Below are 12,676 nucleotides of genomic sequence, written 5' to 3'. Positions count from 1 at the left end.
CCCTGCTTGATAAGGGGGGTTGGGGGATCTCTTTTGTCGTAGTCAAAGAGTAAATTGGTATTAGTTGCTGTCAAAACTCTGCAACACTTGGGAGAAGAAGATGCGATCGATGCTTTAATAACTGCTTTGCAAGACGAAAGTACTGCCGTGCAAAAAATTGCGATCGAGGCACTGTAGGAAATTGCCAATCCTATTGTAGTTCCCGCTTTAATACCATGTCTTGCTTCACCTGACGCAGAAATTCGTAGCGAAGCACGATCGGCGTTAGGCGAGTTAGTTGCTTCCGAACATCTACAACTTTTACTAGATTCCCTACAACAAGAAAACTTCCATCTCCAATCCAACATCCTGATTCTTTTACGCAAAATCCATGATGCTCAATATTTACCTGCGATCGTCAAATTCTTCAAGTCAGAAAATCCCGAACTGCGAGAGGCGGCGGTAACGACTTTATCTTATCTAAACCAAGTTCAACGTTGTCCGCCAGTCCTAAAGCTGATGCAAGATTCTGATGGCAGTGTAAGACGTGCGACAGCTTTAACGTTGGGTCACTTGGCTGATGAAGAAGCGATCGCATTATTGACGCAAGCACTCACCACCGACCCAGACTGGCAGGTACGCCGCAATGCCGCAAAATCGATCTTTATTCATGCTAAACCATCAATAATTTTTGCTGTCGAAAAAGCACTTAAAGACGAACACTGGCAAGTGCGAAAATCTGCCATACAGGTATTGCAGAAAATCCCTGATACTAGGTTGTTATCTACTTTGATTCAAACATTAGCGGATGAATATTCAGATGAGAGAAAAGAAGCGGCGATCGCCCTTGGTAATTTGGGTAATTCTGATGCTATAAGCGCCCTGCAACAAGCATTAGACGATTGCGATCGGGAAGTGACCATACAAGCTCAACGAGCCATTGAGAAAATTACTTTATCTAACCGATTGGTTAGATAAATTCAAATTGTACAATTGCATTGTTAGACCAGTGAAACCGTTTCGCCATTTGCTATCTCTTGCCGTACCATATGAGCCAACCGATCCCACTGTTCGTCAGTCGTTGTTTCAAATCGAGCTGACCATGCTTGTTCATCCTTCAATTCAGCCATCAGACAGGACGCGATCGCATCTTGCTGCTCGGCAGGAAGTTTTTCGATCTCTGAAATAGCTTGTCGGAGTAACTCAGTCATAATCTTAAGGAGAAGAATTACTACTATAGATTGTTCTCTAATTCTACTTGAGCCTTAAGCAAATAGCTTACAAAATGCTTTACTTATAGTTAGATAACATCCCGTTTACCACCCATAAGCAGAATTCGTTGCGATTGTAAAGCATCCAAAGAAGCAGCGATCGCTCTTGGTGATTTGAATCATTTCAATGGTCTTGGTCTCTTTCGATAAGCATGAGATAATTGCGAGCGGGAAGTGAGTATACAAGCTCAACAAGGCATTGAGGAGATTAGTTTAGACAAGCTGATGAATAGCTTGAATTCAGATTTTATATTGCTACTTAATACTTGTACAATCAAGTATGAAATAATAAAGATTTTTGTCCATAATAAAGTTATATAAACAGGTCTGAATTCATTTCTCTTAAAATTAATAGCAAAAATCACTAGTGGTGATGCATATATATTATTGCCATTGTGAATCAATTGAATTCTCAATATCTTGGCACTTTTTTATATTTCTAAACAAATTAGCTAGGTATGACTCTGGATACTTTTCACTTATTGCATTTGCAGTAAGATCAATTATGCGAATAGTGAACTCTGAAACCTTGCTTAGAAGATTTTGTATATCTTTTCTGGGATCGTCGAGATTGTCAAAAGGAAGATACCGAAATACTTGCCGAGCTAAGAACCTATTGCCATGAACAGGTATCATCGTTTCTCGTCCCTGCCGATTTTTCCGTTCAGCTTTCAGTTGATCCTCTATCGCACGATGAATCTGTACAAGTTTCCACAGCTTAATACTAGAAAGACTTGGATTGAACAGAGCCTTATATGGTGCTTTAGAGACATCCTCATAGAGTAAGCTAACTTTACCTTTTGCCTGTACTGCATAAGCAAGCTCAGAATGAGCACACGCAACAGCCACGATTGCTTCTGAAAAATCAAAACCACTTCTGCTATCATGAACGGTGTAGCCAGCCTTGTAAATATATTCGATCCCTTCCAGTTGCAACTCAGTTCGTATACGCTCTTGATTTTCGGTATCGAGGGAGACAAAATCACGACTATCAATACGGTTCTGAGTATTTGTTGTCCGCGTAACACGTATAGCAAAATCTTCTGGACAACTTTCAAGTGAAATGAATCGAATTAACACAGATGCTTTTGCAACTTGGTCAGCTGATTTTGCGTTTGCGGTCGCAATAGCTCCTACGGTTTGCGCTCCGTTTACAATGCTTACATCAAGACATTCAAACACGCCTGTCTCATGAGTATTACCTCCTAGTGGTTTCTTCCGAATCTTACTACATAGTGCTGTTATGCCATTGTTAAAGTACCAGAACTTTTCTGGTTCTGATAATAAGGTTTCAACAATACTTTGGTTAATCTCCGTTTCACCCAAAAACGAACGTATATTCGGCATAAAAAGTTTTGGATAATATCTATTCCACCAATCAGCAACTTCAGTTGCCGATACAAGACCGTAATACGCTGAAAAAGGATCTCTCATCTGTCCCCAGTCCTTGAGCACTACATCAAAATTAATTGGTGCGCCTAAAGTGCCACTAGCAACAATCCCATGTAAGTTACCTTGCCTAAAAACTCTTAATTCCACAACTTCTGAAGGATCGTTCATATCTTTCAGAAAATCATTGAAATCACGCGAAATATCCTGACTCAATGTTGCTTGACCAGTATAAGCAACTAAAAGAACGATTCGGGTATTTGCAAGCGATAATGCATCTAGGATTTCGACTGAGCGATTTTTAATTTTGTCGTTAAAGCGATTAAATTCTGCATTAATAAGATCTTTGATACCAGTAATAAATTTTAGAGCATCTCCACGTTCAATACTACCTGTACCATCATGCCGCCACTTAGATTGAACAACAAAAAGAACCTTTTCACGATTATCAAAATAAACCGCGTCAATCCCGTTATCATGAAAACCATCAGTTATGCACAATGCAGCTTGTTCTGGGGTTATGTCAGTAGCAACTGAAATTGCGAATGCAGCAAGCGCACGAGTTAAGAAAGCAGAATCTTGCTCAATTTGTGGTTTACATACATAATCACTGAGGTCAATTGAATTAGCGAACAGCGATCTTAGCTTTGCTTCAATCTGACGAACATGAATAATACTCATGAAAACTCTATAGATGCTTGGAAGCTGTAAGTTAGCAAGTATATTTTAAATATTTTATATCTAATGTTTCCTGCTTTACAGGCAACTAGAAGGAAAAAGTTTTTCAAATATTAACTTCTAGCAAGATTTATAAGCTGAAATTTTTAACATATCTTTACTATGTAAAGAAAAAATCTGCACAGCAATCTTCAACAAAAGCAAAGGTTAAAAGTTTCAGCCTATCGCCTCTAAAAAGGTAAATCCAAGCGCGATCGCTTCTACAACATCCGTTCTATCTTTAAAAGCGATCGCCTTTAAGTATTTCAAGTCTTAAATCGCTCATCTACTGGAATTCGATAACCGTTAGCGAGGCGATTGGTCGTATTTGCAGTAGCGACAATTGCCATTAATTCACCAAACATATTATCGCTCATTCCCTTGGCATATGCTGCTGAAGTGTGGGAAGCAATGCAGTATTCGCAACCATTAGTTACGCTTACAGCTATATAAATTAATTCGCGTATCAGTGGATCGAGTTCCCCAGGACTAGTCATCACTTCCTTTACTGTCTGCCAAGTGCGTTGTAAAGTTGGTGGATGGTTTGCTAATGCTTTCCAAAAGTTATTAATCTCATCAGTTTTACGAGTAGCACGGATGTCATCGTATACCGCACGTACTTCATCGCTGCTATCTTCGTATTCAATCAACTGAGTCATATGTCGATGGAAATGAGTTTCTCTTTTTGTAATTGCAATAGTAGTATCTAGTAGCGCAAACGAGCAGATGCTCAATCCCTTCCAATTTCTGCGATCGCTTGCTTTATGCATACTACCATTAATTGATTAAGTTGCCGTATTATAATTAAAGGAATGCAAATATAGTCTGAACGATTTGTATGGCTAGTATATGCGGATAATGAACGAGGTTGATTAGAAGCGATCGCAAACCATCTTCATACGAAAGACGTAATGCTTAACCACCAATCTCCGTTTCACCAATCCCCAGAAGAGATCGCTGTCGCACCTCTCGATTCGCTCATCGCTACTCGTCAGCAAGAAGTTATTCAACTGCTCAAACAAGTCATCGAACCAAAACTTAAAAATGACATCGTGAGTTTAGGAATGGTACGCAATTTGCGAATCGTTGATGACTACGTTTACTTGCGCCTCTACATTGGTTCTCACCAACACCACTTACAGGCAGAAATCCAATCCATCCTCTCGCCCCTGTCTTGGTGTAAAAAATCGTATATCCAACTTTGCACGATTCCTAATGTCAAAACAACCCTGGCAGTTTCTAGCGGTAAAGGCGGCGTAGGCAAATCTACTACTGCCGTCAACTTGGCAGTTGCCTTACAATTAGCTGGTTTGAAAGTCGGTCTGCTCGATGCCGATGTTTACGGTCCCAACATCCCCCAGATGCTCGGACTAGGACAAACTGACGTGCAAGTTATTGACACCCCAAACGGTCAAAGATTCTTACCATTAGAAGCTTCTGGCATCAAAGTTATGTCAGTCGGACTATTGGCAGAACGCGATCGCCCTTTGGCATGGCGTGGACCTGTTCTACACAAAATTATCGCCCAATTTCTCCATCAGGTAGAGTGGGGAGAACTGGATTATCTACTAATCGATCTACCTCCTGGGACGGGAGATGCCCAAATTACCATCGTGCAAGAAAGCCCTGTATGTGGGGCAATAGTGGTAACAACTCCCCAACAAATTGCTATTTCAGATGTACGCCGCAGCATTCATATGTTTCGCCAAGTTGGGGTTCCCGTTCTCGGTATTATTGAGAATATGAGCTATTTGATTGGTAGTGATGGGGAAACCATGCCGATCTTTGGTAGTGGTGGCGGTCAACAGTTGGCAGCAGAATTAAACATGCCCCTTTTGGGACAAATTCCCCTCGATCCTGACGTTTGTACAGGTGGCGATACGGGAAAACCGATCGCAACTGCCAATCCAAATTCCCCAGTCAGCCAAGTTTTTCTACAGATGGCTGGGGCGATCGCCAATACTTTTCAGCCAGTTACCACTTTACAGGACAATCATCTAACAAAAATATTTAAACTCGATTGACCGATCCTGGCGGAGTCTCTCTACGCAAAGCTTTAACGATATTATCCGCCGCCTCTAATGCAATGTCGCGGCGAATATCATGTATCCCTCTTCTGTTGCTTTGGCAGGATTAAAATAGAGAAAGAAGTGATAGAAGCTAAGCTGTGACTATGGTTGAGCGTAGAGAGCCAGTATCAACGGTAGCCTTTATTGATGAATACTGCCAAACTTACCGAAATCTTTTCCCAGATGTCAGAAATTTTGAAGCCTTTAAGTTTCTACATTTAGGCGTAATTTCTGAAATTAACCGAAAATCTTTACCAGCACTTGCTCGGATTGTTGGGCTGTCTGATGGGCAAGAATTACATCATTTCTTGCGAGATACACCTTGGGATGTGAAAGGATTGCGAGAACTGCGATTGCAGATAATTAAAGCATCAGTTGGGGATGAACCAATCGTACTATGTATAGATGAAACAGGGGATGAAAAAAAGGGTAAAGCAACAGATTACGTCGCCAAACAATACATTGGTAACTTGGGCAGAACAGCGAATGGTATTGTTTCGGTTAACGCTTACGCAATAGTTGATAATATCACTTATCCATTGAGTTTTAAAATCTTCAAACCACGTCACCGACTCAAAGAAGGAGATGTCTATAAAACTAAACCACAGTTAGCAGAAGAAATTATTCGAGAACTTTTAGCATTTGGATTTAAATTTCACCTAGTTCTAGCCGATAGTTTGTATGGCGAGAGTGGGAATGTGATTGGAGTTTTAAAAGAGCTAAAGTTAAATTTTATTGTGGCGATTCGCAGTAATCATGGAGTCCTAATTGCGCCAGGACAGCGCGTGCGCTACAACAGTTGGCGCGCCTACCAGCAGAACTTATCTCACCGTCAACCAGAAAGACGCTATATTCGGGAAATTATTTTTGGCAAGCGGCGCACGGTTCGCTACTATGAAATCACTAAAAGCGATACGAAGAATCCCAAATCAGACACCTGGTTTATTATGACTAACTTACCTGGCAACATTCAGCTTGTTGTCGGCAACCTCTACAGCTTGAGAAATTGGATTGAGTATGGTTTTAAACAGGTAAAAAATGAATTGGGTTGGGCGGATTTTCGCTTAACAGATTATGCTAGCATCGAGCGGTGGTGGGAAATAGTTTTTAGTGCCTATTTGCTGATTAGCTTGCAGGCTGAAGCTTTCAAAGACGAAGCAGCTAGAAGCAGCTTATATCTGAATTCTAGATTGTTAGAACTGACTGAATTTAAACGGCATCCCTACTGGGAGTCAGGCACTAATTGGAAGAGTGCTTTAAATAACTTAAGACTAATTATTCAGCCCCACATCTTTTGGTGTTTAATTGAGCCGTGGTTGAGGCTATTTCCGATTCCTGGAATGAAACGAAGCTTTTTCAAATTGATAAAAATTATGAATGGTTTTCGAGCTGTTCCTATCGAGTATGCTGTGGCAAGTTAGATGTCTCTTTTATTTTACTCCGCTTGTAGTAACAGAAGAGGGATGTATAGCAGAGCCAAGATGGGGAGTTCTGAACTATGTCTAGGTTAATTTTAAATGACAATGTTCTGCAAGAAATACTAACTACTAGCAAAGTTATCGCTGTTGTCGGACACTCCGACAAACCAGAACGTACGAGTTACCAAATTGCTCAATTCTTACGGCAAGTTGGTTATACAATAATTCCAGTGAATCCATCAGTGAGTGAAATTGACGGACAACGCAGCTATGCATCACTGCAAGACATACCAGAACCAGTCGATATAGTTAATGTCTTCCGCCGCAGAGAGTACGTACCTGAAATTGTAGAGGAAACAATTGCCATCAGAGCCAAAACTATCTGGACGCAATTAGGAATTTACGACGCACCTTCTGCCCAAAAAGCTTCTTCGGCAGGGTTGAATGTCGTCATGAATGCCTGCATCAAAATTGAATATTATCGATTGGGAATAAATCACTCCAGCGAGTTACTGAACTAATTGCCAACCCCTCTTTAGTAGCTTTAAGTATGTACCGATGCCTACAGACAGCTTGATTTCGCGCTGTTTTTGCTTTGTATACTGTTCGAGTTTTTCATTTACAGCTAGCAAACCGCAAGCATAGTCAATTTCTGCGCTGCCAACAATTTCTGGGAACTCATAAAGCGGACTAAACTGTAATTTATCCGCTGGTCTGAGATATAGAGTACCTTGCTGCCATCTCATTTTTCCGGTTTTCAGGTTCATACGTTCAGCTAGTGAATTTTTCCAATTCTACAGTAATTCTTGGCGACTAAATTCTGAACTTTCTGACAAAGTTCCAATTTAAGAAAAAGCTGTTTGCATAGTAAGTGAAATCAACTATCCCAAACTCACTATGCAAATAGCTAGACGCATTTGCAACTTGTAAGACGAAACCCCTACTAACTCAAAGCATTGATGACATAATCTACGTAAGAATTCAGCTCAACAGCAGGATCGCCTGTTAAACCGTGATTTGCTTTGATGTGTTTGAGAGCTTCAATGTACCAGCTGGGAGACAGCTCAAAAGAGCTATTAATCTCAGCCAAGCCAGCAACGAGATACTCGTCAATTGGTCCCGTACCGCCTGCAACCAGAGCGTAGGTGATAATCCGCAAATAGTAACCAATGTCACGCACGCACTTCGATTTTCCTCTCGGATCGGCAGCATAGTTCGGACCTGGCAACTGAACTGTATAAGGAAACTTTTGGTAGACGGCGTTTGCCGCACCCTCAGCTAAGCTTTGGGCTTTATTAGATAATGTTTTTGCTGCTTCTAGGGATGCGGCTGCTTGACGAAAGCGACCAAAGGCGATCTGAAATTCAGTACTGCTTAAAAAGCGACCTTGAGTATCCGCAGATGCGACTGCTTCAGTTAAAGGTGTCTTTGCCATTGCTTGAGGTTCTCCTAATTTGACTTACTGTGTGTTAGTTGAAAAGATCTCTTGCGTTTGTCATCAATTAAGCAACTGATGAGGCAGCGCGATCGAAGTAGCTGGATAATTCCGAAATCAACGAACTGCAATCGCCTTGAGTAATACCGTTGGGGTCGTTGACGATCGCAATCGAGGCTTCTTTCAACTTTTGGATACCAGTTGCAACTGAACTCCCAGGAACGCCTAGAGCTTGATAAGTCTCTCGCAAACCATTGAGAGCGCGATCGTCGAGTATGCTGGCATCGCCGACAAAAATGGCATAGGTAACATAGCGCAGGATAATTTCTAGATCTCGCAGACAAGCAGCAGCACGACGATTGGTGTAAGCATTACCGCCAGGAGCAACGAGCTGGGGTTGTTCCTCAAATAAAGCACGAGCTGCATTAGTCACAATTGTGGAAGCATTGCTAGAAATGCGGTTGACAGTATCTACGCGCTTGTTACCATCTCTGACAAGAGCAAGTAGTCCGTCCAACTGAGATGCACTGAGGTATTCTCCCCGCGTATCAGCTTGAGCAACAACCTTAGTAAAAGCATCTAGTACCATGTTTCTATTCTCCTAAATGTCAATTGTGGAAAATCGGGTTTGGATCGCTTCTGGCTCAAATGAGTCAGCTTGAAAAGGTGATTGTTTTTTACAAAAATCTTTTCGGTTTTAACAGCGACCGAGGAATGACAAAGCAGAAGTTTAACTATCTCTCTTTTATCTGTCACTTCTCTAATTTCTTTGTACATTTTTAGTGTATCTTTTTTTGTTAAATTTTGTTTAGATAGATATTTTTACCAATCTGAATTGAGTTTTTTAAACAGCAGCGATCGCGCCTGTCAAATACTCGATCTTTTTTGACAAGTGACTTCTCGCATATTTTTTGAGCAGAAAATTCTTCAAAATTTGATTCAAGATTCGACTGAACAAATAATCGACTAAATCAGTTTATTTGCTTTGGCTCATTATCAGCAGCATCCGATCGCTTCTAGTTTTAGATTGTGTAAATGCTAGTAATTTGAAATACAAGATTTTCGGATCGAATGTACTATTAGCAGCACCAAAAGTTAAATCTTGTAAATGTTGTAATTCGCGAGCGCGAATTCTACTTGCTAGCCACTAACCACTTTGCACGCTAATAACTGATAACTGTCTTCACGCAGTGTAGCGACAGCGTTTACTGTTAACTGTATTTTCAGCTTTAGCTAGGAAGAATTTGCGGTAAAGCCAGTGAATATATAGGAAAACTACACTGACTATAACTAGGGGCATCAAGCGCAGAATTGTTGTATATGCCTTTGTTTGCCACCACAAATGTTGTATCGCTGTCACAGGTAGCTCTAAAGGTTTGCTGCGCCACGTACTGAAAGATTTTATTGGTTAAGATTGGTAGGTGCTGACTGTAGCAGGTTTTCTGACTCTCAGTTGTATATTTACCATTCTGGCTAATTTTGTATTTCTAATTACATTAATTTAGTAAATCTATCGATTTACCGTAGATTAAAATTATGACATAGCTGATTGACAAAAGCAATTATGAGGCGATCGCCTCAGCTTGTGGTTACATAGATACATTTTTTGCTGTTAAATCCTCGCTACTGTTGTAAATTAACCAACGCAACTGGTAGCTAAATCAGAGTTGCAACCCCTGCGGTTTTGCTTATACTGTTATTTAAATCTCGGCAGCAAACTTCAGAAGTAGAAAAAATCCAGACTATGGCACGAGAGATCGCCTTGAGGTGGCATCAATTAATTCTGGGCTTAGGCTGTCTGCTATTAATTATTGCCTGTAACAAGCTGAAAGTTGCGATCGCATCTCATCTGTCCGAGCGGTCAGCGATCGCAGCTACCTGCGTATATTTCTTGACATACTGTATAAACGATTCCTTCAGTTGGGGATTGACACAACTATAATTAACGAATTCAAAGCCAAGATGTCGCGCCTTTGCTAAGGTTTGCTCCGGTGTTAATCTATCCTGAATAGCAACACTTAGTAGGGCAATGACAGCCGAGCGAATACCTGCTGCACAATGCATCACAGCAGGTTTGGGGATTTGTTCCAGGTGCATCAGGATTTTGCTAACTAGTTCCTCACTTAATGCTTCTGGCTTGAGCGGCACATTCACATAGTGTAATCCCAACGCTTCAGCCACCTGTTGCTCGTCTGCTTTAAACCCTAGCTCGTCAGGCGATCGCAAATTCAGAACTGACTTACTAACCAGAGCATAGAATAGTGAACAGTTTAGGCAGCTGCGTAAGCAACATGTTTCTCGTGGAAGAAGTTTTGCACAACGTGAGGGAAACGTTGTGTACTACGTAAATAGCTGCGGATGTTGCCAATCATCTCGGTTTTGTTTTTGGCGCGTTGCCGTCCGACAGCATTGGCTTTAATATCGTGGTTGAGTAACTCATCAGGGTTTAATTCGGGACTGTAAGCAGGTAAGAAAAACATGCGGATGCGGTCGGAGTGTTTTTCTAGCCATTTATGCACTGCACGAGAACGATGCACTGGATGACCATCGACAATCAAAAATACCTTCTGGGCGCTATGACGAACCAAACGACGCAGAAAATCGAGCATGACTGTAGTGTCAAAGCGTTGTGTAAACACTTTGAAGCATAACTTGCCACGATTGGTAATAGTTGAGATTAAATTACAGCGAAACCGTTTGCCTGTAGCCGATACAATAGGTGTTTGTCCAGAACGCCCATAACTACGTCCGGCTTGATAGTCAGAACACACTCCCATCTCGTCACCCCAATGAATTTCGGCTCCCTCGCGGTGAGCATCTCGACAAATTTGGGGATATTCAGTCTCTAGCCATCGCTGAACCGCCAAAGGGTCTTGCTCATAGGCACGTCGCAGTGGTTTTTGTGGCGTAAAGCTCCATTTTTTCAAATAACGTCCAACTGTCCACACTGACACTGATAGCTCAAATCGCTTTGCCAGAAACTGTTGCACCGCTTCGCGCGTCCACAAATAGAAGGGCAATCCTAATTGATCCGGACACTTCTGCTCAATTAGCCTGACTGCCGTTGCTGCTTGATGAGGTAGCAACCGCGAGCTAGAGCGTGGACCACGCTTTTTTGCTTTTAATGCTTTTGCTCCCTCTGTCGCTGTAGCTTTTGTCCAATGATGTATTGCCGTGCGCGACACCTGAAATACACGCGATGCCTCTGATTTACTCATGCCATTTTCAATCGCATTCACGACTCGATACCTTAGCGCTTCTTGGGCAGAAGCTGACATATGACGAGCGTCTTTGAGTTTCATCACTGACTCCGGACGTGTCTACACCTACCATGTTAACTAATCTCTGCTCTGGTTAGTAAATCCCTCTTGAATCGCTTGTTGAAGTTGTTCTGGTATCACCTGTCCTGTAACGGTCAAGTTTTCATTAATTCGTACTGCCTTAATCACATCTTCTCCTTTTGATGACAAACCTCTTCTGATGCCGCAAATCTACAGTTAAGTCAGCATGACGGAACAGACGGAACAAGCGTAGCCTGTTTCGACCAAATTCCCCCAGCTATCTGTTAATTACTTACGAATTTGCTGTTTAGAGTTGGTTATCCAATTATTCCCAAAATAATACATATGTTTATCGGTAGACATACCGTAAATTAAAAATATTTATACAGTTTATTGATAAGTTAACCGTAGTTTATAAGAATATTACCAATGCGATCGCATACGCCCTTACCCAACCGCCACACGTAAACGTCAACGAAATTCTCATCCGACCCACCGAGCAAGAACGGTAACAGTATCTCAACTATGCAGTCTTTCAAGCGTAAACTACGATAAATTGATAGAATTAGCGTATTTTAGAGGTAAGAGTCGTGGCGCGATCGCTCTATGGAACACAATTCACATCACAAGGTGAGGTCGCGATTGAAGGACTGAGCCACATTACTTTCGTTGTCAGCGATCTGGCTCGGATGACGAAATTTCTGATGTATATCTTCGACGCAAAAGAAGTGTACTCTAGTGGCGACAAGACATTTTCTCTTTCGCCAGAAAAGTTTTTCCTCATCAATACTGTGTGGATTGCAATTATGGAGGGAGAGGCGCTACCTGACAAAACCTACAACCACGTCGCTTTCAAAATCCGAGCAGAGGACTTCGACAAATACGCTACTCGCGTGCGATCGCTTGGTGTGGAGATGCGCGAAAGCCGCAGTCGCGTTGAAGGTGAGGGAAGTTCTCTTTACTTTTACGATTATGACAATCACCTGTTTGAACTACACACGGGAACGCTGGCTCAAAGACTAGCACGTTACCTTCAGCAGCCACAATCTGAAAAGTAGTAGTGCGAAAGTATCGTCAGTCACGTTTGAAATCTCAATTTTGCTTAATTTGTATAGGA

General features: G+C 41.7%; 14 protein-coding genes and 2 pseudogenes. 6 read left to right on the top strand and 10 right to left on the bottom strand.

Annotation, left to right across the window (positions count from 1 at the left end; genetic code table 11):
* The first annotated feature begins 54 nt into the window (after positions 1-54).
* Positions 55-957: pseudogene (locus M5J74_RS33275) on the top strand (HEAT repeat domain-containing protein).
* Between the two features lie 23 nt (positions 958-980).
* Here M5J74_RS33275 and M5J74_RS04665 read toward each other — a convergent pair.
* The 3 genes from M5J74_RS04665 to M5J74_RS04655 form a co-directional block, all read right to left on the bottom strand.
* A complete protein-coding gene (locus M5J74_RS04665; RefSeq protein ID WP_250015620.1) occupies positions 981-1,190 on the bottom strand; it encodes a hypothetical protein in 210 nt (69 codons plus the stop codon).
* Positions 1,191-1,634: 444 nt separating this feature from the next.
* The gene (locus M5J74_RS04660; RefSeq protein WP_015152956.1) at positions 1,635-3,320 is read right to left on the bottom strand and encodes an AIPR family protein; all 1,686 of its coding nucleotides are present in this window, start codon (positions 3,318-3,320) and stop codon (positions 1,635-1,637) included.
* A 302-nt stretch (positions 3,321-3,622) separates the two neighbouring features.
* On the bottom strand, positions 3,623-4,015 hold the full coding sequence (locus M5J74_RS04655) for a carboxymuconolactone decarboxylase family protein (RefSeq protein ID WP_106218995.1): 393 nt from the start codon (positions 4,013-4,015) through the stop codon (positions 3,623-3,625).
* A gap of 252 nt (positions 4,016-4,267) precedes the next feature.
* Here M5J74_RS04655 and M5J74_RS04650 point away from each other — a divergent pair, with 252 nt between their 5' ends.
* The 3 genes from M5J74_RS04650 to M5J74_RS04640 all read left to right on the top strand — a co-directional run bounded on the left by M5J74_RS04650 (position 4,268) and on the right by M5J74_RS04640 (position 7,364).
* Positions 4,268-5,380: an Mrp/NBP35 family ATP-binding protein gene (locus M5J74_RS04650; protein WP_250015619.1), complete on the top strand. Its 1,113-nt coding sequence runs from the start codon at positions 4,268-4,270 to the stop codon at positions 5,378-5,380.
* Between the two features lie 149 nt (positions 5,381-5,529).
* A complete protein-coding gene (locus M5J74_RS04645; protein ID WP_250015617.1) occupies positions 5,530-6,846 on the top strand; it encodes an IS701 family transposase in 1,317 nt (438 codons plus the stop codon).
* A gap of 77 nt (positions 6,847-6,923) precedes the next feature.
* The gene (locus tag M5J74_RS04640) at positions 6,924-7,364 is read left to right on the top strand and encodes a CoA-binding protein (RefSeq protein WP_250015615.1); all 441 of its coding nucleotides are present in this window, start codon (positions 6,924-6,926) and stop codon (positions 7,362-7,364) included.
* On the opposite strand, the gene M5J74_RS04635 is transcribed toward M5J74_RS04640, so the two are convergent.
* The 7 genes from M5J74_RS04635 to M5J74_RS32520 form a co-directional block, all read right to left on the bottom strand.
* Positions 7,353-7,610: a hypothetical protein gene (locus M5J74_RS04635; protein ID WP_106167653.1), complete on the bottom strand. Its 258-nt coding sequence runs from the start codon at positions 7,608-7,610 to the stop codon at positions 7,353-7,355. The genes M5J74_RS04640 and M5J74_RS04635 overlap by 12 nt on opposite strands.
* A gap of 176 nt (positions 7,611-7,786) precedes the next feature.
* Complete coding sequence (gene cpcA / locus M5J74_RS04630) at positions 7,787-8,278, bottom strand: phycocyanin subunit alpha (protein ID WP_250015613.1); 492 nt, start codon at positions 8,276-8,278, stop codon at positions 7,787-7,789.
* 67 nt (positions 8,279-8,345) lie between these two features.
* The gene (locus M5J74_RS04625) at positions 8,346-8,867 is read right to left on the bottom strand and encodes a phycocyanin subunit beta (protein WP_106167651.1); all 522 of its coding nucleotides are present in this window, start codon (positions 8,865-8,867) and stop codon (positions 8,346-8,348) included.
* Positions 8,868-9,461: 594 nt separating this feature from the next.
* Positions 9,462-9,638 (bottom strand): hypothetical protein, encoded by a 177-nt coding sequence (locus M5J74_RS04620; protein ID WP_250015612.1) that lies wholly within the window; start codon positions 9,636-9,638, stop codon positions 9,462-9,464.
* A gap of 485 nt (positions 9,639-10,123) precedes the next feature.
* The gene (locus tag M5J74_RS04615) at positions 10,124-10,504 is read right to left on the bottom strand and encodes a beta-lactamase hydrolase domain-containing protein (protein ID WP_250015610.1); all 381 of its coding nucleotides are present in this window, start codon (positions 10,502-10,504) and stop codon (positions 10,124-10,126) included.
* 44 nt (positions 10,505-10,548) lie between these two features.
* On the bottom strand, positions 10,549-11,580 hold the full coding sequence (locus M5J74_RS04610; protein WP_250013510.1) for an IS630 family transposase: 1,032 nt from the start codon (positions 11,578-11,580) through the stop codon (positions 10,549-10,551).
* A gap of 36 nt (positions 11,581-11,616) precedes the next feature.
* The gene (locus M5J74_RS32520; protein ID WP_256498668.1) at positions 11,617-11,748 is read right to left on the bottom strand and encodes a hypothetical protein; all 132 of its coding nucleotides are present in this window, start codon (positions 11,746-11,748) and stop codon (positions 11,617-11,619) included.
* A 233-nt stretch (positions 11,749-11,981) separates the two neighbouring features.
* Between M5J74_RS32520 and M5J74_RS33270 the strand changes: the two are divergent.
* Together M5J74_RS33270 and fosX are read left to right on the top strand one after the other, a co-directional pair.
* Positions 11,982-12,071 (top strand): annotated as a pseudogene (locus M5J74_RS33270) (oxidoreductase); the annotation flags it as partial.
* 177 nt (positions 12,072-12,248) lie between these two features.
* Positions 12,249-12,617, top strand: a complete 369-nt coding sequence (fosX, locus tag M5J74_RS04605) for a FosX/FosE/FosI family fosfomycin resistance hydrolase (RefSeq protein ID WP_250017112.1) — start codon at positions 12,249-12,251, stop codon at positions 12,615-12,617.
* Positions 12,618-12,676: the final 59 nt, after the last annotated feature.

Source organism: Chroococcidiopsis sp. CCNUC1 (genome assembly GCF_023546805.1).
GTDB lineage: Bacteria > Cyanobacteriota > Cyanobacteriia > Cyanobacteriales > Chroococcidiopsidaceae > Chroococcidiopsis > Chroococcidiopsis thermalis.
This window is presented reverse-complemented; position numbering and strand designations above follow the sequence as displayed.

Bases quoted from the DNA above. Each gene is read 5' to 3' on its own strand.
- M5J74_RS04635 (WP_106167653.1), bottom strand. From the start codon at position 7,610: ATGAACCTGAAAACCGGAAAAATGAGATGGCAGCAAGGTACTCTATAT.
- cpcA (WP_250015613.1), bottom strand. From the start codon at position 8,278: ATGGCAAAGACACCTTTAACTGAAGCAGTCGCATCTGCGGATACTCAA.
- M5J74_RS04625 (WP_106167651.1), bottom strand. From the start codon at position 8,867: ATGGTACTAGATGCTTTTACTAAGGTTGTTGCTCAAGCTGATACGCGG.
- M5J74_RS04610 (WP_250013510.1), bottom strand. From the start codon at position 11,580: ATGAAACTCAAAGACGCTCGTCATATGTCAGCTTCTGCCCAAGAAGCG.
- M5J74_RS04645 (WP_250015617.1), top strand. From the start codon at position 5,530: ATGGTTGAGCGTAGAGAGCCAGTATCAACGGTAGCCTTTATTGATGAA.
- M5J74_RS04660 (WP_015152956.1), bottom strand. From the start codon at position 3,320: ATGAGTATTATTCATGTTCGTCAGATTGAAGCAAAGCTAAGATCGCTG.
- M5J74_RS04655 (WP_106218995.1), bottom strand. From the start codon at position 4,015: ATGACTCAGTTGATTGAATACGAAGATAGCAGCGATGAAGTACGTGCG.
- fosX (WP_250017112.1), top strand. From the start codon at position 12,249: ATGACGAAATTTCTGATGTATATCTTCGACGCAAAAGAAGTGTACTCT.
- M5J74_RS04665 (WP_250015620.1), bottom strand. From the start codon at position 1,190: ATGACTGAGTTACTCCGACAAGCTATTTCAGAGATCGAAAAACTTCCT.
- M5J74_RS04640 (WP_250015615.1), top strand. From the start codon at position 6,924: ATGTCTAGGTTAATTTTAAATGACAATGTTCTGCAAGAAATACTAACT.
- M5J74_RS04650 (WP_250015619.1), top strand. From the start codon at position 4,268: ATGCTTAACCACCAATCTCCGTTTCACCAATCCCCAGAAGAGATCGCT.